The organism is Streptomyces bottropensis ATCC 25435 (assembly GCF_000383595.1).
Lineage (GTDB): Bacteria > Actinomycetota > Actinomycetes > Streptomycetales > Streptomycetaceae > Streptomyces > Streptomyces bottropensis.
This window is the reverse complement of the sequence record NZ_KB911581.1, coordinates 995,221-1,020,464: the sequence shown is the minus strand read 5'-3', so window position 1 is coordinate 1,020,464 and position 25,244 is coordinate 995,221. Positions and strand designations below refer to the sequence as shown.

The 25,244-nt window shown below is 67.6% G+C and carries 20 protein-coding genes; 6 read left to right on the top strand and 14 right to left on the bottom strand.

Features of this window, described 5'->3' with window-relative positions; genetic code table 11:
• Positions 1 to 54: 54 nt before the first annotated feature.
• From tuf to STRBO_RS0104595, 5 genes are all read right to left on the bottom strand, one after another.
• Positions 55 to 1,248 carry an elongation factor Tu gene (tuf, locus tag STRBO_RS0104615; protein ID WP_005481261.1) on the bottom strand — a complete coding sequence of 398 codons (1,194 nt, stop codon included), beginning with the start codon at positions 1,246 to 1,248 and terminating at the stop codon, positions 55 to 57.
• 155 nt (positions 1,249 to 1,403) lie between these two features.
• A complete protein-coding gene (fusA, locus tag STRBO_RS0104610) occupies positions 1,404 to 3,530 on the bottom strand; it encodes an elongation factor G (protein ID WP_005481263.1) in 2,127 nt (708 codons plus the stop codon).
• A gap of 39 nt (positions 3,531 to 3,569) precedes the next feature.
• Positions 3,570 to 4,040, bottom strand: coding sequence for a 30S ribosomal protein S7 (gene rpsG, locus STRBO_RS0104605; protein ID WP_005481264.1), 471 nt, complete (start codon positions 4,038 to 4,040; stop codon positions 3,570 to 3,572).
• A gap of 2 nt (positions 4,041 to 4,042) precedes the next feature.
• Positions 4,043 to 4,414 (bottom strand): 30S ribosomal protein S12, encoded by a 372-nt coding sequence (gene rpsL, locus STRBO_RS0104600; protein ID WP_003948652.1) that lies wholly within the window; start codon positions 4,412 to 4,414, stop codon positions 4,043 to 4,045.
• 325 nt (positions 4,415 to 4,739) lie between these two features.
• Positions 4,740 to 5,219, bottom strand: a complete 480-nt coding sequence (locus STRBO_RS0104595; RefSeq protein WP_005481266.1) for a DUF1707 and DUF4190 domain-containing protein — start codon at positions 5,217 to 5,219, stop codon at positions 4,740 to 4,742.
• 330 nt (positions 5,220 to 5,549) lie between these two features.
• On the opposite strand from STRBO_RS0104595, the gene STRBO_RS0104590 reads away from it, so the two are divergent.
• From STRBO_RS0104590 to STRBO_RS0104565, 6 genes are all read left to right on the top strand, one after another.
• Positions 5,550 to 6,278 carry a Crp/Fnr family transcriptional regulator gene (locus STRBO_RS0104590; protein ID WP_005481268.1) on the top strand — a complete coding sequence of 243 codons (729 nt, stop codon included), beginning with the start codon at positions 5,550 to 5,552 and terminating at the stop codon, positions 6,276 to 6,278.
• A gap of 134 nt (positions 6,279 to 6,412) precedes the next feature.
• Complete coding sequence (locus STRBO_RS0104585; protein ID WP_005481270.1) at positions 6,413 to 7,150, top strand: hypothetical protein; 738 nt, start codon at positions 6,413 to 6,415, stop codon at positions 7,148 to 7,150.
• Positions 7,147 to 9,297: a hypothetical protein gene (locus STRBO_RS0104580; protein ID WP_005481271.1), complete on the top strand. Its 2,151-nt coding sequence runs from the start codon at positions 7,147 to 7,149 to the stop codon at positions 9,295 to 9,297. Before STRBO_RS0104585 ends, STRBO_RS0104580 begins: the two co-directional genes overlap by 4 nt.
• Positions 9,298 to 9,317: 20 nt before the next feature.
• Complete coding sequence (locus STRBO_RS0104575) at positions 9,318 to 10,292, top strand: hypothetical protein (protein ID WP_005481273.1); 975 nt, start codon at positions 9,318 to 9,320, stop codon at positions 10,290 to 10,292.
• Positions 10,289 to 10,795 carry a Pycsar system effector family protein gene (locus STRBO_RS0104570; protein ID WP_005481275.1) on the top strand — a complete coding sequence of 169 codons (507 nt, stop codon included), beginning with the start codon at positions 10,289 to 10,291 and terminating at the stop codon, positions 10,793 to 10,795. The genes STRBO_RS0104575 and STRBO_RS0104570 overlap by 4 nt, the downstream gene beginning before the upstream one ends.
• Positions 10,796 to 10,831: 36 nt before the next feature.
• A complete protein-coding gene (locus STRBO_RS0104565) occupies positions 10,832 to 11,827 on the top strand; it encodes a M48 family metalloprotease (RefSeq protein WP_020113850.1) in 996 nt (331 codons plus the stop codon).
• Between the two features lie 93 nt (positions 11,828 to 11,920).
• On the opposite strand, the gene STRBO_RS0104560 is transcribed toward STRBO_RS0104565, so the two are convergent.
• The 9 genes from STRBO_RS0104560 to secE all read right to left on the bottom strand — a co-directional run bounded on the left by STRBO_RS0104560 (position 11,921) and on the right by secE (position 25,186).
• Positions 11,921 to 15,820, bottom strand: a complete 3,900-nt coding sequence (locus STRBO_RS0104560; protein ID WP_005481280.1) for a DNA-directed RNA polymerase subunit beta' — start codon at positions 15,818 to 15,820, stop codon at positions 11,921 to 11,923.
• A gap of 94 nt (positions 15,821 to 15,914) precedes the next feature.
• A complete protein-coding gene (rpoB, locus tag STRBO_RS0104555) occupies positions 15,915 to 19,400 on the bottom strand; it encodes a DNA-directed RNA polymerase subunit beta (protein ID WP_005481281.1) in 3,486 nt (1,161 codons plus the stop codon).
• A 646-nt stretch (positions 19,401 to 20,046) separates the two neighbouring features.
• Positions 20,047 to 20,430: a 50S ribosomal protein L7/L12 gene (rplL, locus tag STRBO_RS0104550; protein ID WP_086016332.1), complete on the bottom strand. Its 384-nt coding sequence runs from the start codon at positions 20,428 to 20,430 to the stop codon at positions 20,047 to 20,049.
• A gap of 120 nt (positions 20,431 to 20,550) precedes the next feature.
• Complete coding sequence (gene rplJ, locus STRBO_RS0104545; RefSeq protein WP_020113849.1) at positions 20,551 to 21,081, bottom strand: 50S ribosomal protein L10; 531 nt, start codon at positions 21,079 to 21,081, stop codon at positions 20,551 to 20,553.
• 292 nt (positions 21,082 to 21,373) lie between these two features.
• The gene (locus STRBO_RS0104540) at positions 21,374 to 22,309 is read right to left on the bottom strand and encodes an SCO4651 family lipoprotein (RefSeq protein ID WP_005481287.1); all 936 of its coding nucleotides are present in this window, start codon (positions 22,307 to 22,309) and stop codon (positions 21,374 to 21,376) included.
• A 183-nt stretch (positions 22,310 to 22,492) separates the two neighbouring features.
• Positions 22,493 to 23,218 (bottom strand): 50S ribosomal protein L1, encoded by a 726-nt coding sequence (rplA, locus tag STRBO_RS0104535; RefSeq protein ID WP_005481289.1) that lies wholly within the window; start codon positions 23,216 to 23,218, stop codon positions 22,493 to 22,495.
• 106 nt (positions 23,219 to 23,324) lie between these two features.
• Positions 23,325 to 23,759: a 50S ribosomal protein L11 gene (gene rplK / locus STRBO_RS0104530; RefSeq protein ID WP_005481290.1), complete on the bottom strand. Its 435-nt coding sequence runs from the start codon at positions 23,757 to 23,759 to the stop codon at positions 23,325 to 23,327.
• 181 nt (positions 23,760 to 23,940) lie between these two features.
• Entirely contained in the window at positions 23,941 to 24,822 is an 882-nt protein-coding gene (gene nusG, locus STRBO_RS0104525) for a transcription termination/antitermination protein NusG (protein ID WP_020113847.1), read from the bottom strand.
• Positions 24,823 to 24,898: 76 nt separating this feature from the next.
• A complete protein-coding gene (gene secE, locus STRBO_RS0104520; RefSeq protein ID WP_005481294.1) occupies positions 24,899 to 25,186 on the bottom strand; it encodes a preprotein translocase subunit SecE in 288 nt (95 codons plus the stop codon).
• Positions 25,187 to 25,244 lie beyond the last annotated feature (58 nt).

Below are 25,244 nucleotides of genomic sequence, written 5' to 3'. Positions count from 1 at the left end.
GTCGTACGGGCCTCTCCAGAGACCTACCTACCGGTCAGCCCTCGCGGGCCAAGATCACTTCGTGATCTTGATGACCTGGCCGGCGCCCACGGTCCGGCCACCCTCACGGATGGCGAACTTCAGGCCCTCTTCCATGGCGATGGGCTGAATGAGCTCAACCTTCATCTCCGTGTTGTCGCCGGGCATGACCATCTCGGTGCCCTCGGGGAGGGTCACCACGCCGGTCACGTCCGTCGTACGGAAGTAGAACTGCGGGCGGTAGTTGTTGAAGAACGGCGTGTGGCGGCCACCCTCGTCCTTGGACAGGATGTAGGCCTGGGCCTCGAACTCGGTGTGCGGCGTGACCGAACCGGGCTTGATGATGACCTGGCCGCGCTCGACGTCCTCGCGCTTGATGCCACGGAGGAGCAGACCGACGTTCTCACCGGCCTGGCCCTCGTCGAGCAGCTTGCGGAACATCTCGATGCCGGTGACCGTGGTGGTGGTCTTCTCCTGCTTGATACCGACGATGTCGACGGTCTCGTTGACCTTGAGGACACCACGCTCGATACGACCGGTGACGACGGTGCCACGACCGGTGATCGTGAAGACGTCCTCGATCGGCATCAGGAACGGCTTGTCGACGTCACGCTCGGGCTGCGGGATGTTCTCGTCGACGGCCTTCATCAGGTCGAGGACGGACTGGCCCCACTCCTTGTCGCCCTCAAGGGCCTTGAGCGCCGAGACCTTGACGACCGGCAGGTCGTCGCCCGGGAACTCGTACTCGGAGAGCAGCTCACGGACCTCGAGCTCGACGAGCTCCAGGATCTCCTCGTCGTCCACCATGTCGGCCTTGTTCAGGGCGACGACGATGTACGGAACGCCGACCTGGCGGGCCAGGAGCACGTGCTCCTTGGTCTGCGGCATCGGGCCGTCGGTGGCGGCGACAACGAGGATGGCGCCGTCCATCTGCGCCGCACCCGTGATCATGTTCTTGATGTAGTCCGCGTGACCGGGGCAGTCGACGTGGGCGTAGTGACGCGTCTCGGTCTGGTACTCGACGTGCGCGATCGAGATCGTGATACCGCGCTGGCGCTCCTCAGGAGCCTTGTCGATCTGGTCGAAGGCCGAGGCCTCGTTCAGGTCCGGGAACGCGTCGTGCAGCACCTTGGTAATGGCGGCCGTGAGGGTCGTCTTACCGTGGTCGATGTGACCGATGGTGCCGATGTTGACGTGCGGCTTAGTCCGCTCGAACTTCGCCTTCGCCACGGGGGTCCTCCTGGGAGTGGTTCTGGAACGCCTTGCTTCATCGGCGCCAGGTGATCTTTGCTGGAAAGTCCGGGTCCTTGGACAAACACCCGTGTTGGCGGGTGTTTGCCCCCTGAGGCTCCGGAGTCAAGCCTAAAGCGTGTGGACGCGGAGCGTTACTCGCCCTTGGCCTTCGCGATGATCTCCTCGGCGACGTTCCGCGGAACCTCGGCGTAGGAGTCGAACTGCATCGAGTAGCTTGCGCGACCCGAGGTCTTGCTGCGGAGGTCTCCGACGTAGCCGAACATCTCCGAGAGGGGCACGAGGCCCTTCACGACGCGGGCACCGGCCCGCTCCTCCATGGCCTGGATCTGACCACGGCGGGAGTTGATGTCGCCGATGACCTCACCCATGTAGTCCTCGGGCGTGGTGACCTCGACGGCCATCATCGGCTCAAGGAGCACGGGGGACGCCTTGCGCGCGGCCTCCTTGAAGGCCTGCGAACCGGCGATCTTGAAGGCGAGCTCGGAGGAGTCGACCTCGTGGTAGCCACCGTCGATGAGCGTGACGCGGACGCCCGTCATCTCGTAGCCCGCGAGGATGCCGAACTGCATGGCCTCCTGCGCACCGGCGTCCACCGAAGGGATGTACTCCTTCGGGATACGGCCACCGGTGACCTTGTTCACGAACTCGTAGCTGGCGTCGCCGCCCTCGATCGGCTCGATCGCGATCTGCACCTTGGCGAACTGGCCGGTACCACCAGTCTGCTTCTTGTGCGTGTAGTCGACGCGCTCGACGGCCTTGCGGATCGTCTCACGGTAGGCGACCTGCGGCTTGCCGACGTTGGCCTCGACCTTGAACTCACGGCGCATACGGTCGACCAGCACCTCAAGGTGCAGCTCGCCCATACCACCGATGATGGTCTGGCCCGTCTCCTCGTCCGAGTGGACCTGGAAGGAGGGGTCCTCCTCCGCGAGACGCTGGATGGCGACACCCAGCTTCTCCTGGTCACCCTTGGACTTGGGCTCGATCGCGACCTGGATGACCGGCGCCGGGAAGTCCATGGACTCCAGGATCACCGGCTGCTTGTCGTCGCTCAGCGTCTCACCGGTGGTGGTCTGCTTCAGGCCCATGACGGCGACGATGTCGCCGGCGCCCACCGACTCGATCTCCTCACGCTTGTTCGCGTGCATACGGTAGATCTTGCCGATGCGCTCCTTCTTGCCCTTGACGGAGTTCAGCACGGCGGTGCCGGACTCCAGGCGACCGGAGTAGATCCGGACGAAGGTGAGCTTGCCGAGGTGCGGGTCGCTCATGATCTTGAACGCCAGCGCCGACAGCGGCTCGTCGTCGGACGGCTTGCGCTTGACGACCAGCTCGGGGTCCTTCACGTCGTGGCCCTCGATGGCCTCGACGTCGAGCGGGGTCGGGAGGTAGCGCACGACCGCGTCGAGCAGGGGCTGGACGCCCTTGTTCTTGAACGCGGTGCCACAGAACACCGGGGTGACCGTGACGCCGTCGGACTTGCCGGACGCGATGGTGATGCGACGGATCGCGGCGTACAGCTGCTCCTCGGTGGGCTCCTGGCCCTCCAGGAACAGCTCCATGATCTCGTCGTCGTTCTCCGCGACGGCCTCGACCAGCTTGCCGCGGTACTCCTCGGCAGCCTCGGTGTGCGTGGCCGGGATGTCGACGACGTCGTACATCTCGCCCTTGGCGGCCTCGGCGGACCACACGAGCGCCTTCATGCGGACCAGGTCCACAACGCCCTTGAAGTCCATCTCGGCGCCGATCGGCAGCTGCATGACGAGCGGGACGGCGCCCAGGCGGCTGGAGATCATGTCCACACAGCGGTGGAACTCCGCGCCCGTACGGTCCAGCTTGTTCACGAAGCAGATGCGCGGCACGCCGTAGCGGTCGGCCTGACGCCACACGGTCTCGGACTGCGGCTCGACACCGGCGACACCGTCGAACACCGTGACGGCACCGTCGAGCACGCGGAGCGAACGCTCCACCTCGACCGTGAAGTCGACGTGCCCCGGGGTGTCGATGATGTTGATCGTGTAGTCGTTGTCCTCGAGCGGCCAGTGACAGGTGGTGGCAGCAGAGGTGATCGTGATGCCACGCTCCTGCTCCTGCTCCATCCAGTCCATGGTGGCAGCGCCGTCGTGGACCTCACCGATCTTGTAGCTGACGCCGGTGTAGAAGAGGATCCGCTCGGTGGTGGTCGTCTTGCCCGCGTCGATGTGGGCCATGATCCCGATGTTGCGGACCCTGGCCAGGTCAAGTGAAGTGGTAGCCATAAGGCTTCGGTCTTCTCTCGGTCTCGATGGGGGTAGCGACTACCAGCGGTAGTGCGCGAAGGCCTTGTTGGACTCGGCCATCTTGTGGGTGTCCTCGCGCTTCTTCACAGCGGCACCGAGGCCGTTGGACGCGTCGAGAAGCTCGTTGAGCAGACGCTCGGTCATGGTCTTCTCGCGACGGGCGCGGGAGTAACCGACCAGCCAGCGCAGCGCGAGCGTGTTGGCACGACCGGGCTTGACCTCGATCGGAACCTGGTACGTCGCACCACCGACACGGCGGGACTTGACCTCGAGGGTCGGCTTGATGTTCTCCAGGGCGCGCTTCAGCGTGATGACCGGGTCGTTGCTGGTCTTCTCGCGCAGGCCCTCCATGGCGCCGTACACGATGCGCTCGGCGGTGGAGCGCTTGCCGTTCAGCAGCACCTTGTTGATCAGCGACGTGACAAGAGGAGAACCGTAGACCGGGTCGATGATGACCGGGCGCTTCGGGGCGGGGCCCTTACGAGGCATTCTTACTTCTCCTTCTTGGCGCCGTAGCGGCTGCGGGCCTGCTTGCGGTTCTTGACACCCTGGGTGTCAAGCGAACCGCGGATGATCTTGTAGCGAACACCGGGCAGGTCCTTCACACGGCCGCCGCGCACGAGCACGATGGAGTGCTCCTGCAGGTTGTGTCCCTCACCCGGAATGTAAGCAGTGACCTCGATCCCGCTGGTCAGACGCACACGCGCGACCTTACGCAGGGCCGAGTTCGGCTTCTTCGGGGTGGTCGTGAACACACGCGTGCAGACGCCGCGACGCTGGGGCGAACCCTCGAGCGCGGGCGTCTTGTTCTTCTCGACCTTGTCCTGCCGGCCCTTCCGGACCAGCTGCTGGATCGTAGGCACTACTTCTCCGGTTTCTGTGTGCCGAATGGTGAAGCTAACCTGAAACATTCGCCGACCCACGCGGTCGGGTGTGTCGAAACTGCAGACTCCCGCCGCAAGGCAGAAAGGGCGCAGAGTACGGCGGCCGCTTACGGCTCCCCCTGTGCGGTTGAAGGCACGCACGGGAGCCAGGGCACACCCCAGGCACAAGGTCTGAGCGTACCTACCTCATTCGCTACGGTCAAAACAAATGGGCGGGCGGTGGTTTGAGCAGGGGGCGCCCGCCCGGCCGAACCGGCCACCGGCACGGTCCCGCGCCCCGGCAACTCCCGGGCGCGGTACCGGCTCAGGGGGTCGCGGACGTCTCCAGAACGGCGATGAGGACGAGGAAGAAGGCCCAGCCGGCCACGGAGAGCCAGCCGAGGATGATCCCCGCCAGCGCGAAGCCGTCACCGCCCTCGCCCGTACGTTTGATCTCGGCGCGGGCGGTGTGGCCGAGAATGACTGCGGGAATGCCGGTGAGCCCCATCGTCATGGTGGTGAGCACGCCGCACACCATGGAGCCCACGGCCTTGCCGTTGGTCATCGGGGGCGGCAGGGGCGCCGGCATGAACGTCCTGGGCACCGGAGCGCCCATGACGGTCGGCTGCATCCCCGAGGGCCCCTGCGGCAGGTCGGCGACCAGAAGGGACAGCTCCCCCACTGTGCGCGCCCTGTAGGCCCTCTCGACGCGCCTCTCGTACTCGTCCTGCGGAAGGCGGCCCTCGCTGAACCCGGCCTTCAGTACATCCACGGCACGCTCACGGTCGGCGTGCGCGGCGAGCATCGAAGGACCATTGCCCTGCGGCTGCTGCCACGGAATCGGCTGCCATGACGGGTTCGACACGAGAAACACTCCCCCGGACTGGTTGTCCCTCCATGATGCTCCAACGCCCGCCCCCGAGCACGGGTTCCCCGCCCCGGTTCTGTTGCGGTTCTGCTACCGCACGCGTGCCGTGTCCCCGAACCGGGCCGAACACCGGGCGGGCCGCTCCGCAAGTACCGGGCTCCGGCCACGGCTGGCCGGTTGCGGGCCGTTGCCCCCGCGGTCATCCCAAGTACGTTGGCTGATTGCGGAGTCAGGGGCATCGGCACAGGTGAAAGCGGGGGCGGCGGCATGACCTGGGGGACGGCCGACAGACGTACACACGCCTGGGACGACGACGGGTTCGACGACCGCGTGCCCTTCCTCGCCCGTCTGGAGAAGGACGACCGCGTCGCTCTGCTGACCACCGGCCGTCCCCTGCGCTACCGGGCCCGCAGCGTGATCATGCACCAGGACGAACCGTCCACCCACGTGGTGCTCCTCCTGCACGGCTGGACCAAGGTCACCGCCATCGCGGCCAACGGCTACGAGGCGTTGCTCGCCCTGCGCGGCCCCGGCGACATCGTCGGCGAGGGTGCCGCGCTCAGCGGGCGGCACCGGGCGGCCACCGTGACGGCCCTGGAGGCGATCGAGGCGGTGGCCATCGACCGGTCCCGCTTCACCGCGTTCCTCGCCGGCAGTCCCCAGGTCTCCTTGCAGCTGCTGGGGCTGACCACCGATCGCCAGCGGTCGACCGACCGCCGTCGCCTGGAATGGGCGGCCCTCAGCGTGCGCGAACGGCTGGCCGTGCTGTTGCTCGAACTCACGCGCACCCACGGCACCCGTACCGACGAGGGCATCGAACTCACCATCGGGCTCAGCCAGCAGGAGTTCGCCGGCTCGGTGGGCTCCTCGCGCGAGGCCGTGGCCCGCTTGCTCAAGGAGCTGCGGACCAGGCAGGTCGTGGTCACCAGGCGCCGCCGCATCGTCGTTCTCCGCCCGGACGTGCTGCGTCGCATCATCGGTGAGGGCTCCGCCTGACGTTTCTGTCTGTGCACACGGTCACAGTTCGTGCATGTCATCGTTCCTCGGCCGCGCGCCGTCCGCCCGCCATCGTGCTGGGTGCCGGACGCGACGGACCGACTCACGAGACGCGTCCCGCAGAAGGGACAGTCATGGCCGACCCCGTGTTCCGCACGATCCTCCTCTTCGACATCGAACAGTTCGGCAGCCGCGACGACGTGGAACAGGCGTTCCTGCGCCGCATCCTGTACGACGTGGTCGACGCCACGGTGGCCGCCGCCCACGTGGACGAGACCGACCGGCTGCGCGCCGACCGAGGTGACTCCGTCATGGAGCTCATCGACACCCGGGTCTCCGTACCCACCCTGGTGAAGATCCTCCTGACCGAGACGCCAGCGCTCCTGCACAACAAGAACCGTCTGCTCGCGAGCAGCGCGCGGATGCGGGTGCGGATCGTGCTCGCCTCCGGCTACGTCGCCGTGGACGAGCTGGACGGCTGGGTCGGCTCGGATCTCAACCACGCCGTACGCCTGCTGAACTCCGACCCGTTGCGCGACGCCCTCAAGCAGTCCGACGCGGGCAGCGTGCTGTGCGTGTCCGACGGCATCTACGGCGGTGTCGTACGCCATGGCCCCCTGGGGGTGCGCCCGGACGACTTCCACCGGATCACCGTGGAGACCAAGGAGGGGCCGACGGTGGCGTGGCTGCACGGTGAACCCCGAAGCCCGGCGGGGTCCCCGCCCGTCGAGGACGCCCCGCCGGCCGCGAGCCCCGCCGCGGGCAGCGCGCACTCCCACACCCAGGTCGGCGGCGACCAGTACGGCGTCACCGGTGGCACCGTCCACGGCGGCCTCCACTTCCAACTGCCCGACCGGGGTGGGCGGCGATGAGCCAGGACAACGCGGCCGACGCGGCGAAGGCGGGCGGGAGAACCGAGGAGGGTGAGGAGAAGCAGGAGGAATCGCCCCAGGCTCCTGAACAGCGGCAGAAGGCGTGGGAGGCGCGCCAGGATCTGTTCAAGCACGCGGCCACGGCCCGGGCGTTCTCCTCCACCCTGGTCGACGGCGACCAGTTCGGGCAGACCGGCGGCACCCACTACGGCGACAAGATCTTCCACATCGGAGGCCGTTTCGACGTCTCCGGCCGTTCGTCCGGTCCGGTTCCCCGGGAGGAGGTCGAAGAACTGGCGCTCGTCTTCCGGCACGGTCCCCGGTTCGACGAGGCACTCGGCCGGCTGGGCACCCATCGGGTCGTGATCCTCACCGGCGGACACGCCACGGGGCGGCGATCGGCCGCGCTGATGCTGCTGTCCCGGCTCGGCGTCGAGGAGTTGCGCGAACTGGCTCCGCCCGACTCCCCCGACGCCCTGCTCCAAGAGGTGGACCGCCCGGTCGGATACGTCCTGTGCGGCTGGACCATCGGCCGCCACCGTCCTCTGCGGGCGCCCCATCTGTCGTTGCTGCGCGAGCGGCTGGAGCGCGGCGGCGGCCATCTGGTGATCACGGTCGAGCCGTCCGCGCTGCCGGCCGACCTCCCTTCCGTACGGTGGGAGCCGCCGCCGACCGTGGAGATGCTGTCCTCCCACGTCACCCGGGCCGTGGGAGAGGCATCCTGGACCGAGCTGAGCGGGCTGGCGGTCGTCAAGGAGTTCCTCGAACGGGAGCACCCGCCGCGGGAGATCTCCGAGTTCGCCGGGCGCCTCGTCGCGCGGCACCGTGGCGAGATCAACGAGCAGGCACTCGCCGCATACGGACAGGCTGCGGCGATGGCCCAGATCGACCGTTGGCTCACCGGGGAGGTGCCGGCTCTCCTCGACAAGGCGTTCCTCATCTCGCTGGCCGTGTTCGACGGGGCGCCCTACGCCGTGTGCGCCGAACTCGGGGACGTCCTCTTCAAGCGCCTGCACCGGATCCAGGACCCCGACAGGGCACCGGCCATCCCCGTCTTCGGCAGCTCCCGCGCCGACCGCCTGCAACTGGCCCGTGCGAGCGGCTACGTGGAGACCGAGCTGATCGACGGAGGCATGCTCGGTCACTTCGTCGCCCAGTTCCAGGACGAACGGGTCGCCCCGCTGCTGCTCCACGAGGTGTGGAACCTGCACCCCTCGGCCAGGCCCGCTGTCGTCGGCTGGATCCAGCAGCTCGCCAAGGACGGCCGCCCACTCGTCCGCACACGCGCGGCAGGTGCCACGGCGCTCCTCGCCCAGGCCGACTTCCCTTCCACGATGGCCCACCTCATCGAGCCCTGGGCCGACTCCAAGAGCTTCAACGCCTGGTTGACCGCGGCGAACGCCCTGACCCTGGCCGTCCTGCTGGAGGTCCCGTCGGCATTGGGCGTCCTGCACGACTGGTGCACCGGCGACCACCCGAGCCGCCGCTGGACGGCCGTCCGCGCCTACGGCCTGCTGGGCCCCGCCCACCACGAGACGACCCTGCGCGCCCTCCTCGACGCCGTCCGCCGACCGGTGGAGGACGAGGAGACGGACGACGACGAGGACGAGAAGCAGCGGGCGAAGAAGAGGGAGAAGGCGAGGAAGGAGGAGAACAAGCAGTTCGCGGACGCCCTGGAACTCCTCCTTCTCACGGTGCAGAGCCCCGTGCTCCATGCCCTGGCCGAGCGTCTGGACCCGCACGGCCCGCGCCACGACCGCGCCGTCCGCGCCCACGCCCTGCGGGCCTTCGTCCAGGCATGCGCCCAGTACGAGGAGGACGGCGACCGCCCGATCGTCCTGGACTGGTACTTCCGGGCCATGGCCACCGACGAGACCACGGACGTACGGCACCTGACCGCCTTCTGGACCACAGCGCTCGGTGACCACGAGCTGACCTCCCGGGCCCTGCGGGTCCTGCGCGGCTGGGTGCTCACGGCTGACCGGGACCGGGAGTCGGAGGTCGCGCTCGCCACCCTGCTCCCCGCGCTCGCGGTCACCACCGCCAACCATCAGCGCGTCACCCATCTGCTGAAGACCGTGCGCGACGCCGACGAGCGCGAACCGGCAGTGGCCGAGCGCCTGCTCGCCCACGTCCCCGCCCCCTGACCCGCCATCCGGAGCAGCCCATGGAAGCCCCTGACACACACCCCCGATCCGACGAACCCGACCGGCTGGAGGAAGAGACGCTCCCGCCTCCGTCCGCCCCCTTCCCCGACCCCGTCCTCAGGGTCCGGGAACTGCCCCGCCTGCGCCTCGGCGGCCGCCGCTTCACCGGACGGATCGACAACGCCCTGGTCTGCGTGCCCCGTAAGGGTCCGTACGAGACCTTCCTGCCACCCGCCCGGCCCACCACCCTGCGCCGCTACACGGTCCTGTACGAGGTGAACACCGAGGCCCACTCCTTCCGCCTCCGGGAGCAGCTGCCCAGCCAGGTCGACAGCTTCGCGTTCGAAGCCGTCGCCGACATCACCTGGCGGGTCGCGGACCCGGCCCGCTTCGTCACCAGCCAGGAACGGAACGTACCCGGCCTGCTCATCGGGCAACTCGTCCCGCTGATGCGCACCGCGAGCCGCGGCTACGCCATCGCCGACAGTTCCGACGCCGAACAGGCCGTGCAACGGGCGGTCGACTCCGCCGCGCCGATCGGCGTCCGCCAGGGCCTGCGCGCCACCGTCACGGTCCGTCTGCGACGCGACACCACCGAACGCACACACCAAGAACGGCTGCGCACCGCACGGCACGAGGCGGAGGCGGCCGCACCGGAGCACACGGTCTCGATCCAGCGTCAGCGGCACGAGGCCCACATGCGGGCGGAGCGGATCAAGTTCTACGAGGACTGCCTGGCCAGGGGTGGCACCGCGGCACTGGCACTTCATCTGACCGAGCACCCCGAGGACACCGGGCTCGTCCTCCAGCACCTCGGCGAGGAACGCAGGCAACTCATCGAGACCCGGGGCCACCTGATCGACCGGGTCCTCGACAAGGAAGGACTGGAGAGCTATCAGATGCAGGAGCCGCGAGAGCTGACGGCCAAGTGGATGACGACCGTCCTGAAGTCCGGCACGACGCCCGAGGACCAGACTCCAGGAACCTCACCATGAACGCCGTACCCGCACGAGGGGTCGCCGAGGACATGCGGGCAGGGGCGCAACTGCTCGCCGATCTGCGAGCCGAGATCGCCCGTGCCGACACCAAGGCCTCCGTCCTCGCCGGCGCCCTCGGCATCATGGCCGGTCTGCTCGGCGGCCACCGGTGGAGCCCGGCCGCGCTCTCCCCCACCGCCGCGATTCTCTGGTGGGCGGGCGCGACCTCGCTGGTCACGGCATTGTTCGCCCTGCTGCTGGCAGTGCTGCCCCGCTACCGCAGAAGCACCTGGGAACCCGGCCGCCCCCTCACCTACTTCGGGGACATACGACGTGCCGCCCGGGTCGACGCTCTCGCCGCGGCCCTGTCGGAGACCGGGCGCGACCCCGCCCTCGGCCTGTTCCTTGCACTGGCCGAGACGAGCCGCATCGTGGCCCGCAAACACCTCTGGATCAGGACGGGCCTGATCGCCTTCGGCTGCGCCGCGGTACTGCTGCCCGGGTCCGCGCTCACGACCTGAGTCCCGTCACCCGTCCAGTTCGCGACAAGGAGCGCCATGTCCGAGCCCCACGAATCCGAGTACCACCGAGAACCTCCGGCCCCCGCCCACGACGACCTCGCTCCTCACTTGGGCCGTGTCCACCTGTCGGCCCGCCATCGAGGCGTGGACGCCACCACCCTCGGCCGCCTCCTGCTGCAACTGCCCCAGCTGCTGACGAGCCTGGCCGTCGTCTTCCTGGTGTCGTACGCGGCCGATGCCCTGTTCGGGCCGCCCTGGTGGATCCCGCTCGGCTGCTGGGTGCTCAGCGGAGCGTCGGCCTTCCACCGGCCCAGCGAACGTCTCCTCGCCCGCCGGTTGTACCGGCTGCGGTACCCGACGCCCGAGGAGGACCACAAGCTGAGGTCGGCCTGGCGCCAGGTGACCGCGCGGGCCGGTGTGGACGCGGACACCTACCAGCTGTGGGTGGAGGACAGCCCCGGGATCAACGCCATCGCGGCCGCGGGCCACATCGTCGGAGTCACCAGCCACTCGGTCAGGACGCTGACGCCCGGCCGGCTCGCCGGTGTGCTCGCCCACGAGCTGGGCCACCACGTGGGAGGCCACGCCTGGGCCTCCCTGCTCACCTACTGGTACGCGCTGCCGGCGCGGATCGCCTGGTGGCTGCTGCGCCGACTGGCCTCGCGCGTCGACCGTGTCTCCGTGGGTGTCACCGCGGTGGTGACCGGCGTACTGGGAGCCGCCCTGTTCGCCCTGGCGACGGCCACGTACGGACTGATACTCCTGCCGCTGGCCACGCCCTACCTGGTGGCGGCTGTCTCGCGCCGGGCCGAGCTCCGCGCCGACGCGCACGCGGCCGGGCTCGGCTTCGCCCAGCAGTTGATGGCCGTGCTGCACGAGGATCTCGACCGTGCGGCGACCGCACGCGTCAGTGCCTCGGCCATGGGCGCCCGCTTCGAGGAGGAAGGAGTGATGGCACGGCTCCTCGCCTCCCACCCCGACGCGCATACCCGTCTCCACCACCTGCGGGCCCATCTGGACAACGGCCGCTGAGACACCGGTCCGGCCGGACGGACCCGTACCCACGCCGAAGGGCGGCCACCCGAAGGTGACCGCCCCTCAACTCAAGCAACCGCTATCGCTCGCCTACTGGTTGTACGGACCGTAGTCGTAGTCCTCCAGCGGGACGGCCTGGCCGGAGCCCGTGCCGAACGGCGAGTAGTCGATGTCGTCGTAGCCGACGGCCGAGTACATCGCGGCCTTGGCCTCCTCGGTCGGCTCGACCCGGATGTTGCGGTAGCGGGACAGACCCGTACCGGCCGGGATGAGCTTACCGATGATGACGTTCTCCTTGAGGCCGATGAGGCTGTCGGACTTGGCGTTGATCGCCGCGTCCGTCAGGACTCGGGTCGTCTCCTGGAAGGAGGCGGCCGACAGCCAGGATTCCGTCGCCAGCGAGGCCTTGGTGATACCCATCAGCTGCGGACGACCGGAGGCCGGGTGACCGCCCTCCTGGACCACACGACGGTTCTCGGTCTCGAACTTCGAGCGCTCGACCAGCTCACCGGGCAGCAGCTCGGCGTCGCCGGACTCGATGATCGTCACGCGGCGGAGCATCTGCCGGATGATGATCTCGATGTGCTTGTCGTGGATCGACACACCCTGCGAGTTGTAGACCTTCTGGACCTCGCCGACCAGGTGGACCTGGACGGCACGCTGACCCAGGATGCGCAGCACGTCGTGCGGGTTGGTGGCACCCACGGTGAGCTTCTGGCCCACCTCGACGTGCTCGCCCTCGCTCACCAGCAGACGGGCGCGCTTCGAGATCGGGAACGCCGTCTCGTCGCTGCCGTCGTCCGGCGTGATGACGATCTTCTTGGTCTTCTCCGTCTCCTCGATGCGGACGCGACCGGCCGCCTCGGAGATCGGCGCGACACCCTTGGGCGTACGGGCCTCGAAGAGCTCGACGACACGCGGCAGACCCTGCGTGATGTCGTCACCGGCCACACCACCGGTGTGGAAGGTACGCATCGTCAGCTGGGTACCGGGCTCACCGATGGACTGGGCGGCGATGATGCCGACCGCCTCACCGATGTCGACCAGCTTGCCGGTGGCCAGGGAGCGGCCGTAGCACATGGCACACGTGCCGACCTTGGACTCACAGGTCAGGATCGAGCGGGTCTTGACCTCCTCGACACCGTGGTGCACGAGCTGGTCGATGAGCACGTCGCCCAGGTCCACGTTGGCCGGCGCGATCACCTTGCCGTCGATGACGACGTCCTCGGCGAGCATGCGGGCGTAGACGCTGGTCTCGACGTCCTCGGCCTTGCGCAGGACCCCGGTCTCGTCCTTCGAGGCGATCCGCAGCTTCAGACCGCGCTCGGTGCCGCAGTCCTCCTCGCGGATGATGACGTCCTGCGAGACGTCCACCAGACGACGGGTCAGGTAACCCGAGTCGGCGGTACGCAGGGCGGTGTCCGCCAGACCCTTACGGGCACCGTGCGTGGAGATGAAGTACTCCAGCACGGACAGGCCCTCGCGGAAGGACGCCTTGATGGGACGCGGGATCGTCTCGTTCTTGGCGTTCGACACCAGACCACGCATACCGGCGATCTGACGCATCTGCATCATGTTTCCGCGGGCGCCCGAGTCGACCATCATGAAGATGGGGTTCGTCTTCGGGAAGTTCGCGTTCATCGCCTCGGCGACCTCGTTGGTCGCCTTGGTCCAGATCGCGATGAGCTCCTGCGTGCGCTCTTCCTTGGTGATCAGACCGCGCTCGTACTGCTTCTGGACCTTCTCGTCCTGCGCCTCGTAGCCCTTGACGATCTCCTTCTTCGCCTCGGGAACGACGACGTCGGAGATGGCCACGGTGACACCGGAACGGGTCGCCCAGAAGAAGCCGGCCGCCTTCAGGTTGTCGAGCGTCGCCGCCACGATGACCTTGGGGTAGCGCTCGGCCAGGTCGTTGACGATCTCGGAGAGCTGCTTCTTGCCCACCGAGTAGTCGACGAACGGGTAGTCCTCGGGCAGCAGCTCGTTGAAGAGCGCACGGCCGAGCGTGGTGTTCAGACGGAAGCTGTCACCCTGCTGCCACTCCGGCTCGCCCTCCTCGCGCGCCGGCGGCATCCAGCCACGCGGCGGGATGGTGCCCACCGGGAAGCGGATGTCCACCTGGGACTGCAGCGCCAGCTCACCGGCGTCGAACGCCATGATCGCCTCGGCCGTGGAGGCGAACGAACGCCCCTCGCCCTTGGTGTCACGCAGCTCGCCGTCGGTGGTGAGGAAGAACAGACCGAGGACCATGTCCTGGGTCGGCATCGTCACCGGACGGCCGTCGGCGGGCTTGAGGATGTTGTTCGAGGACAGCATCAGGATGCGGGCCTCGGCCTGCGCCTCCGCGGAGAGCGGCAGGTGCACGGCCATCTGGTCACCGTCGAAGTCCGCGTTGAACGCGGTGCAGACGAGCGGGTGGATCTGGATGGCCTTGCCCTCGACCAGCTGCGGCTCGAAGGCCTGGATGCCGAGGCGGTGCAGGGTGGGCGCACGGTTCAGCAGCACCGGGTGCTCGGCGATGACCTCTTCGAGGACGTCGTACACCACGGTGCGGCCGCGCTCGACCATGCGCTTGGCCGACTTGATGTTCTGCGCGTGGTTGAGGTCCACGAGCCGCTTCATCACGAACGGCTTGAACAGCTCCAGCGCCATCGCCTTCGGCAGACCGCACTGGTGCAGCTTCAGCTGCGGACCGACGACGATCACGGAACGCGCGGAGTAGTCCACACGCTTGCCGAGCAGGTTCTGACGGAAACGGCCCTGCTTGCCCTTGAGCATGTCGCTCAGGGACTTCAGGGGGCGGTTGCCGGGACCGGTGACCGGGCGGCCACGACGGCCGTTGTCGAACAGCGCGTCGACGGCCTCCTGGAGCATGCGCTTCTCGTTGTTCACGATGATCTCGGGCGCGCCGAGGTCGAGAAGCCGCTTCAGTCGGTTGTTCCGGTTGATCACACGGCGGTACAGGTCGTTCAGGTCGGAGGTCGCGAAGCGGCCACCGTCCAGCTGCACCATCGGGCGGAGGTCCGGCGGGATGACCGGCACGCAGTCCAGCACCATGCCCTTGGGGCTGTTGCTGGTCTGCAGGAACGCGGAGACGACCTTGAGGCGCTTGAGCGCACGGGTCTTCTTCTGGCCCTTGCCGGTACGGATGATCTCGCGGAGGCGCTCGGCCTCCTCGTCCAGGTCGAAGGACTCCAGGCGCTTCTGCAGCGCCGCGGCACCCATCGAGCCGTCGAAGTACGTGCCGAAGCGGTCACGCAGCTCGCGGTAGAGGAGTTCGTCGCCCTCCAGGTCCTGGACCTTGAGGTTCTTGAACCGGGTCCACACCTCGTCGAGACGGTCGATCTCGCGCTGCGTACGGTCGCGCAGCTGCTTCATCTCACGCTCGGCGCCCTCGCGCACCTTGCGGCGCACGTCGGCCTTGGCGCCCTCGGCCTCCAGCTCGGCCAGGTCGGTCTCGAGCTTCTTGGCGCGGGCCTCCAGGTCGGCGTCCCGGCGGTTCTCCACCTGCTGACGCTCGACGGAGACGTGGGCCTCCAGCGAGGGCAGGTCGCGGGTGCGGCGCTCCTCGTCGACGTACGTGATCATGTACGCCGCGAAGTAGATGACCTTCTCCAGGTCCTTCGGGGCGAGGTCGAGCAGGTAGCCCAGCCGCGACGGAACGCCCTTGAAGTACCAGATGTGGGTGACGGGCGCGGCCAGTTCGATGTGGCCCATCCGCTCACGTCGCACCTTGGCACGCGTGACCTCGACGCCGCAGCGCTCACAGATGATGCCCTTGAAGCGGACGCGCTTGTACTTGCCGCAGTAGCACTCCCAGTCCCGGGTCGGACCGAAGATCTTCTCGCAGAAGAGTCCGTCCTTTTCGGGCTTGAGCGTGCGGTAGTTGATCGTCTCGGGCTTCTTGACCTCGCCGTGGCTCCACTGACGGATGTCGTCAGCGGTGGCCAGACCGATCCGGAGCTCGTCGAAGAAGTTGACGTCGAGCACTATGCGTCAATCCCTCTCAGGGTTGTAAGTCATGGGGTCTGATACGGGGGTCCTGGGGCCGGAGGCCTTCATGGCGAAGGCCTCCGAACTCCCGTCAGACCTCTTCGACGCTGCTCGGCTCACGCCGGGACAGGTCGATGCCAAGCTCCTCCGCAGCGCGGAAGACGTCCTCGTCGGTGTCGCGCATCTCGATGGACATGCCGTCCGAGGACAGCACCTCCACGTTGAGGCACAGGGACTGCATCTCCTTGATGAGCACCTTGAAGGACTCGGGGATGCCGGGCTCGGGAATGTTCTCGCCCTTGACGATGGCCTCGTAGACCTTCACGCGGCCGGTCACGTCGTCGGACTTGATGGTCAGCAGCTCCTGGAGGGCGTACGCGGCGCCATAAGCCTCCAGCGCCCACACCTCCATCTCACCGAAGCGCTGGCCACCGAACTGGGCCTTACCACCCAGCGGCTGCTGGGTGATCATCGAGTACGGACCGGTCGACCGGGCGTGCAGCTTGTCGTCGACCAGGTGGTGGAGCTTGAGGATGTACATGTACCCGATGGAGATCGGGTCCGGGAACGGCTCACCGGAGCGGCCGTCGAACATCCTCGCCTTGCCGGTCGGCTGCACCATGCGCTCGCCGTCGCGGTTCGGGATGGTGTGCTGGAGCAGGCCGGCCAGCTCGTCCTCGCGGGCACCGTCGAAGACCGGGGTCGCGACGTTGGTGCCGGGGGCGACGGAGTCGGCGCCGATGACCTGCAGACGCTTCGCCCAGTCGTCGCCGAGACCGGAGACGTCCCAGCCGCGGCTGGCGAGCCAGCCGAGGTGGATCTCCAGGACCTGTCCCGGGTTCATTCGGGACGGGACGCCGAGCGGGTTGAGGATGATGTCGACCGGGGTGCCGTCCTCCAGGAACGGCATGTCCTCGATCGGCAGGATCTTCGAGATGACGCCCTTGTTGCCGTGACGGCCGGCGAGCTTGTCACCGTCGGTGATCTTGCGCTTCTGCGCCACGTACACGCGCACCAGCTGGTTCACACCGGGGGGAAGCTCGTCGCCCTCCTCGCGGTCGAAGACGCGGACGCCGATGACCTTGCCGATCTCGCCGTGCGGCACCTTCAGCGAGGTGTCACGGACCTCGCGCGCCTTCTCACCGAAGATCGCGCGGAGCAGACGCTCCTCGGGGGTCAGCTCGGTCTCACCCTTGGGCGTGACCTTGCCGACGAGGATGTCACCGGCGACGACCTCGGCACCGATACGGATGATGCCGCGCTCGTCGAGGTCGGCGAGGACCTCCTCGGAGACGTTCGGGATGTCCCGGGTGATCTCTTCGGGGCCGAGCTTGGTGTCACGGGCGTCGACCTCGTGCTCCTCGATGTGGATCGAGGAGAGGACGTCGTCCTGCACGAGGCGCTGCGACAGGATGATCGCGTCCTCGTAGTTGTGACCCTCCCACGGCATGAACGCCACGAGCAGGTTCTTGCCCAGCGCCATCTCGCCGTTCTCGGTGGCCGGACCGTCGGCCAGGACCTGGCCCTCGATGATCCGGTCGCCCTCGTTGACGATGACCTTCTGGTTGACCGAGGTGCCCTGGTTGGAACGGGCGAACTTGGCCAGGCGGTACGTGATGTACGTGCCGTCGTCGTTGGTGGTGGTGATGTAGTCCGCGGAGACCTCCTGGACCACACCCGCCTTCTCGGCCTTGACCACGTCGCCGGCGTCGACGGCGGAGCGGTACTCCATGCCGGTGCCGACGAGCGGGGCCTCGCTCTTGATGAGCGGCACGGCCTGACGCATCATGTTCGCGCCCATGAGGGCACGGTTGGCGTCGTCGTGCTCCAGGAAGGGGATCATGGCGGTCGCGACCGACACCATCTGGCGCGGCGAGACGTCCATGTAGTCGACGTCGTCACCGGGGACGTAGTCGACCTCACCGCCACGGCGGCGGACCAGGACGCGGTTCTCGGTGAAGCGCATGTCGTCGTCGAGCGTGGCGTTGGCCTGCGCGATGACGAAGCGGTCCTCCTCGTCGGCCGTCAGGTAGTCGACCTCGTCGGTGACGATGCCGTCGGTGACCCGGCGGTACGGCGTCTCCACGAAACCGAACGCGTTGACGCGGCCGTAGGAGGCGAGCGAGCCGATCAGACCGATGTTCGGGCCTTCGGGCGTCTCGATCGGGCACATGCGGCCGTAGTGCGAGGGGTGCACGTCACGGACCTCGAAGCCGGCCCGCTCACGGGACAGACCACCGGGACCCAGCGCCGAGAGACGACGCTTGTGCGTCAGACCCGACAGCGGGTTGTTCTGGTCCATGAACTGCGACAGCTGGCTGGTGCCGAAGAACTCCTTGATGGAGGCGACGACCGGCCGGATGTTGATCAGGGTCTGGGGCGTGATCGCCTCGACGTCCTGGGTCGTCATGCGCTCGCGGACGACACGCTCCATACGCGCCAGACCCGTACGGACCTGGTTCTGGATGAGCTCGCCGACGCTGCGCAGACGACGGTTGCCGAAGTGGTCGATGTCGTCGGTCTCGACGACGATCGTCTGGCCGTTGTCGGCGGCCGTCTCGGTCTCGCCCGCGTGCAGCTTCACCAGGTACTTGATCGTCGAGATGACGTCCTCGACGGTCAGGACGCCCGCGTCGAGCGGAGCCTCCGCACCCAGCTTCTTGTTGACCTTGTAGCGGCCGACCTTCGCGAGGTCGTAACGCTTGGGGTTGAAGTACAGGTTCTCAAGAAGCGTCTGCGCGGCCTCACGCGTGGGGGGCTCGCCCGGACGCAGCTTGCGGTAGATGTCGAGCAGCGCGTCGTCCTGCCCCTGGGTGTGGTCCTTCTCCAGGGTGGCGCGCATGGACTCGTACTCGCCGAACTCCTCCAGGATCTGCTCGGTGGTCCAGCCGAGTGCCTTGAGGAGGACGGTCACGGACTGCTTGCGCTTGCGGTCGATACGCACACCGACCATGTCGCGCTTGTCGATCTCCATCTCCAGCCAGGCACCCCGGGACGGGATGATCTTGGCGGAGAAGATGTCCTTGTCGGACGTCTTGTCGATGGAGGAGTCGAAGTAGACACCCGGCGAACGGACCAACTGCGACACCACGACACGCTCGGTGCCGTTGATGACGAAGGTGCCCTTGTGGGTCATGAGCGGGAAGTCGCCCATGAAGACCGTCTGGGACTTGATCTCGCCGGTCTCGTTGTTGGTGAACTCGGCGGTGACGAACAGCGGGGCCGCGTACGTGAAGTCGCGGTCCTTGCACTCGTCGATGCTGTTCTTCGGCGGCTCGAAACGGTGGTCGCGGAACGTCAGCGACATCGACCCGGAGAAGTCCTCGATCGGCGAGATCTCCTCGAAGATCTCCTCCAGGCCGGACTTGGTGGGGACGTCCTGTCCGTTCTCCAGAGCCTCCTCGACCCGACTCTGCCAGGCGGTGTTGCCGAGCAGCCAGTCAAAGCTCTCGGTCTGCAGCGCGAGCAGGTTGGGAACCTCGAGAGGCTCCTTGATCTTTGCAAAAGAGATGCGCAGCGGGGCAGTGCTGGCGGCGGGGTTCGTATTCGAGGTCGAGGCGTTGCGCGAGGCGGCCAAGAGGGGGTCCTTCCGAGGGCTCGGACTCACTACGCGCGTACCGGCCCCTCTTATGCGCAAAGAGAGCAGGTTGTTCCCGATCTGACGGAAAGGCCAGGTCGGGAATGATCTGTTCATCGATGCTCAAGCGAGGGCATGCCCCTGGTGACGGGCAGGGGACAGCTAACAGGCAGCGCAAAGGGTCAGTGTAGCCAGTTGGCACACTGATGTCCAGTGCGGGTTTTTTGAGACCCTCGTTGTTCTCGACACCTACGCAAGCCCACGCCCTCAACGCACGTTGATACTGCCCTCTTCGCCGTCGATCCATGCCTCGGAGTTCGGATCGGTGTGACGACGCGTCCTGAGAATTGCGCGCTGCGTGCAGTTCGTCAAGGCCCCTCATACCCGATCCGGGTGCCGCGATCGTCACTCGCGGCTCGTCGCCCATGGCGGCGGAGGCACGACGAAGATCACCATACTCGTCGCCACCGACAAGGCAAGGCAGCCGTCCGCCGACGTCCCGGAACGCCGAAAGGCGACCACCCAGTTGGGTGATCGCCCTTCGGTACGTTCGCGTTACAGCCTCGAACAAGTTTTTGACACTCGTCTCGAAACCGTCCCGCACGGATCCTCGCGGATCCAGGAGAGCTGGCGGACCAGCGAGGCCTTACTTGACCTCGACGGAGGCGCCGGCGGCCTTGAGGGACTCGGCAGCCTTCTCGGCGGCCTCCTTGGCGACCTTCTCGAGAACGGGCTTCGGAGCGCCGTCCACGAGGTCCTTGGCCTCCTTCAGGCCCAGCGAGGTCAGCTCACGCACGACCTTGATGACCTGGATCTTCTTCTCGCCGGCGCCGGTGAGGACGACGTCGAACTCGTCCTGCTCCTCGACAGCCTCGGCGGCGGCGGCCGGACCGGCCGGGCCGGCGACGGCGACGGCCGCGGCGGCGGTGACGTCGAACTTCTCCTCGAACGCCTTCACGAACTCGGAGAGCTGGATGAGGGTCATGCCCTCGAACTCGGCGAGCAGTTCGTCCTGGGTGAGAGCCACGATGGCTTCCTTCCACTAATTCGGCAGGTGCCGGATGTACATGTCTTGCGGGCGTACGACGGCCCGCTACGACCGCTTTCCGGAGGCGGACTGCCTCAGGCGGCGGTCATTTCGCGAGCCGAGTTACTCGGCACCGCCCTGCTCTTCTTGCTTGGCACGGAGCGCGTCCACGGTGCGGACGAGCTTCGAGGGAAGCGCCTGGAAGAGCTGCGCAGCCTGGGACTGCTTGCCCTTGAAGGCACCTGCCAGCTTGGAGAGCAGAACCTCGCGGGACTCGAGGTCCGCGAGCTTCTTGATCTCGTCGGCGGACAGCGCCTTGCCGTCAAGGACACCGCCCTTGATGACGAGGTTCGGGTTGTCCTTGGCGAAGTCACGAAGACCCTTCGCCGACGTCACCGGGTCACCGGTGATGAAGGCGACCGCCGTCGGACCGTTGAACAGGTCGTCGAGCGTCGAGATCCCGGCCTCGTTGGCCGCAATCTTGGTCAGCGTGTTCTTCACCACGGCGTACTGGGCGTCCTCACCGAGTGAACGACGCAGCGTCTTGAGCTGCGCCACGGTGAGACCCCGGTACTCGGTCAGCACGGCGGCGTTCGAGCTACGGAACTGCTCCGTGAGCTCGGCCACCGCGGCAGCCTTGTCGGGCCTTGCCATAGAGCGTCGGCCTCCTTCCGGGTGATGAGGACCGCTCAGAAGGGGCTGAAGAAAACGAAACGCCCCGGCGCAGGCGCTCGGGGCGTGACTCGACCGGACGAATCCCGTACGAGACGGAACCGGACCAGGAGCAACTTCCACAGTCACCTGCGCGGGTCGTCCGCGTATCAGCGGATCCTTCGGCCACCGCGCCCTCTTGTGAGCACACGGCAACGACCAGCGGTCTTTGGCTTCCTCGGAAGAGTACGGGACGGCGTCCCTGTCGAGCAAATCCGCTCCCGGAGGCCGCCGCTCAGCCCTCTCCGGCCCCGTCCACCCGCTCGGCGAGGTCGACCGTGTCCGCGGCCGCCGGGGTCTCGACGGTCACCGGCCGGTCGACGTCCAGGAGGGTGACGGTCAGGTCGAGCGGGCCCGCGTCGACCATGCGCCCCTCCCGCAGGGCGTAGGTCTCGCCCCTGAGCCGGTATCGCTTGGCCCGGCCGTCGTCGTCGACCCACAGGTCCACGGTGAGCGTCTTCTCGATGCCCAGCATCATGAACTGGTCCAGACTGGTCGTCCGCGCCTCCCGGGTCGCCTTGTCCCGGGCCGCCGTCCGGGCGGCCCGCAAACTCCTCGTGGTGACCGTGCCCCGGTAATGCGTGGCCTCGCCGCCGTCGACCGTCTCGGCACCGACCTCGCTGACCTTCTTCGCGCCGGTGAGGAGCGTGGACTGCGCGAGCGGGCTCGCCTCCAACGGACCGGGCAGGACGCGGTACGTGTTGTTGTCCGCCGCGCCGCGTCCCCACACGGCCGGCCCGGCGCTGATCCATTTCTTGCCCGCCGGGGCGCCGATGGCGGACGCGTCCCCCTCGGCGTAGATCACCCCGTCGGCGAACCGCACCGCCAAGGCCTTGTCCTCGCTCGGGCCCCACCCGGTCAGTTCCATGCGCATCGCGGTCGGCCGCGCGGTCATCGCCGCCTCGACCCGTATCCTCCCGTGCTCCGGCAGGGTCCCCGACACCCGGTAGCGCAGCGACGCGATGTCCGTCGTCCGCTCCGCGGCACGGGCCACGGCCTCGGCGGGCGTTGCGGGCTTCGCCTCGGCCTTCGCGGGCGTCGTCGGCTTCGCCTCGGCCTCCGCCCCCGCCTCCGTGCCGCAGGCCGTGGTGGCACCGCCCAGCAACGCGGCCACGACGGCGATGCCGACGCCCCTACGACGACGTACGGAGCCGTGTCCGGCCAACCTCATCTGTCCCCCTGTAACCTCACGCCCCACCTCTATGGGGCGACGGGGACACTAGCGTCGACGGACGGCGGCTGTCGTGCGCCTTTCCGCTCCCGCGCACAAGACACGAGCCCCGCAGCCTCGAAAGGCTGCGGGGCTCGTGTCTTGCGCGTGCGACCGCGACGCGGCTGCCGGTGAGCGTCAGGCTCAGACGGCGGCCGGGTCCTCCTCGACGAGGAGGTTGCGGGTGCGGTTCGAGTCGATCGGGATGCCGGGGCCGATCGTGGTGCTGAGCGCGGCCTTCTTGATGTAGCGCCCCTTGGCGGCCGACGGCTTCAGACGGAGGATCTCCTCCAGCGCCGCGGCGTAGTTCTCCACCAGCTTGGTGTCGTCGAACGACGTCTTGCCGATGATGAAGTGCAGGTTCGAGTGCTTGTCGACGCGGAACTCGATCTTGCCGCCCTTGATGTCGTTGACGGCCTTCACGACATCGGGGGTCACGGTGCCGGTCTTGGGGTTCGGCATGAGACCACGGGGACCGAGCACGCGGCCGAGGCGGCCGACCTTGCCCATGAGGTCCGGGGTGGCGACGACGGCGTCGAAGTCCAGACGGCCCTTCGCCACCTCGTCGATCAGTTCGTCGGAGCCGACGATGTCGGCGCCGGCGGCGGTCGCGGCCTCGGCACGGTCACCGGTCGCGAAGACCAGGACCCGGGCGGTCTTACCGGTGCCGTGCGGGAGGTTCACGGTGCCACGGACCATCTGGTCGGCCTTGCGCGGGTCGACACCCAGACGGAAGGCGACCTCGACGGTGCCGTCGAACTTGGACGTGGAGGTCTCCTTGGCGAGACGGACGGCCTCGAGCGGGGCGTAGAGCTTGTCCCGGTCGACCTTGGCGTCCGCAGCGCGGAGAGCCTTGCTGCGCTTGCTCACAACTGCTCCTGTGTGTGCTTGGTAAGGAGTCGTGGTACGGGCCGAGCAGGCCCTGCCACGCGCGGCTGCCGTGTACGGCCGCCGCGTGATGCTACGAAGGTGGGACTCAGCCCTCGACCGTGATGCCCATGGAACGGGCGGTGCCGGCGATGATCTTCGACGCGGCGTCCAGGTCGTTGGCGTTCAGGTCGGGGAGCTTGGTCGTGGCGATCTCACGGACCTGCGCCTCGGTGATCTTGGCGACCTTGGTCTTGTGCGGCTCGCCGGAGCCCTTCTCGACACCCGCGGCCTTGAGGATCATCTTCGCGGCCGGCGGCGTCTTGGTGACGAAGGTGAAGGAGCGGTCCTCGTAGACCGTGATCTCCACCGGGATCACCCAGCCACGCTGCGACTCGGTCGCGGCGTTGTAGGCCTTGCAGAACTCCATGATGTTGACGCCGTGCTGACCGAGCGCGGGGCCGACCGGCGGGGCGGGGTTCGCCGCACCGGCGTTGATCTGGAGCTTGATGAGCCCCGTGACCTTCTTCTTCTTGGGAGGCATTGCTCTCCGGGTCCTTTCGATTCGAGTGCGCCCCCATCCAGGTCGCGTCCCGGATGAAGGCATACCGCACAACGATAACGGGTATGGATGCGCGGCCAAAAACCGAGCAGGTCAGACAAGCTTTTGACAGCCCGTCTGACCTGGTCGGAAAGCGGTGGTCCAGGAAGGAGCCGGTGGCCGGCTAGTTCTTCTGGATCTGGTCGAACGACAGCTCGACCGGCGTCTCGCGGCCGAAGATCTCCACGAGACCCTTGACCTTCTTCGAGTCCGCGTTGATCTCGTTGATGGTCGCCTGCAGCGTGGCGAACGGGCCGTCCGTGACGGTGACCGAGTCGCCGACCTCGAAGTCCAGCACCTGGACCTCGACCTTGCGGGCGGGCGCCGGCTTGCCCTCGGCCTCGGCCGCCTCACGGGCGGCCTTCTCCTCGGCCTCCGGCGCGAGCATCTTGACGATCTCGTCCAGGGTCAGCGGGTAGGGGTCGTAGGCGTTGCCCACGAAGCCGGTGACGCCGGGGGTGTTGCGGACGACGCCCCAGGACTCGTTCGTCAGGTCCATGCGGACGAGGACGTAGCCGGGGAGCTTGTTCTGGCGGATCGTCTTGCGCTCGCCGTTCTTGATCTGCGCGACCTCTTCCTGCGGCACCTCGGCCTGGAAGATGAAGTCCTCGACGTTCAGCGAGACGGCACGCTGTTCGAGGTTGGTCTTCACACGGTTCTCGTAACCGGCGTACGTGTGGATGACGTACCACTCGCCGGGCAGGGCCCGCAGTTCCGCGCGCAGGGCCTCGACGGGGTCGACCGGCTCGGTCTCCTCCTCGACGGCCTCTTCGGCATCGTCGTCCTCGGAGTCATCGGAGTCCTCGACGTCGGCTTCCTCGTCGTCGGCTTCCTCGACGTGCACAGCCTCTTCCTCGGCCGACTCCCCCGCCTCGGCCTCGGCAGCCTCGAACTCGTCGACACCGTCCTCGGGATCTGCTCCCTCGACGATGTCGAGTTCGTCATCCACGGACTCGGCACCTTCACCGCGAGGCTCCATGGCGTCCTTCAGGTTCGGGTCAGACACGTGGCTGCTTCTTCCTGGATCATGGGGGTGGAACATGCGAAAGGGGCGCCAAGTGTCGGCGCCCTTCGCTTTCGGCTCAGCCGAAGACGTACTTGGCGGCCTTGTCGAGGCCGAAGTCAATCACGGTGACAAGACCGATCATGACGACGACGAAGACGATGACCACCGAGGTGTAGGTCGTCAGCTGGGAGCGGGTCGGCCAGACGACCTTACGCAGCTCCGCGACGATCTGCCGGTAGAAGAGCGCGAGGCGCTTCAGCGGGCCCTTCTTGGCCCGCTTGCCGCCCTTGCGGGTCTTCTTCTTGTCCTCGGGCACCTCGTCCTGGGCATCAGGCGTGTCGATGGAGCCCACGGCGTCCGTCATTCATCCTCACCTGATTCCGGTCCGGGTCGTGGCCGTGCCGCGCCCGGTCTGAGCCGCA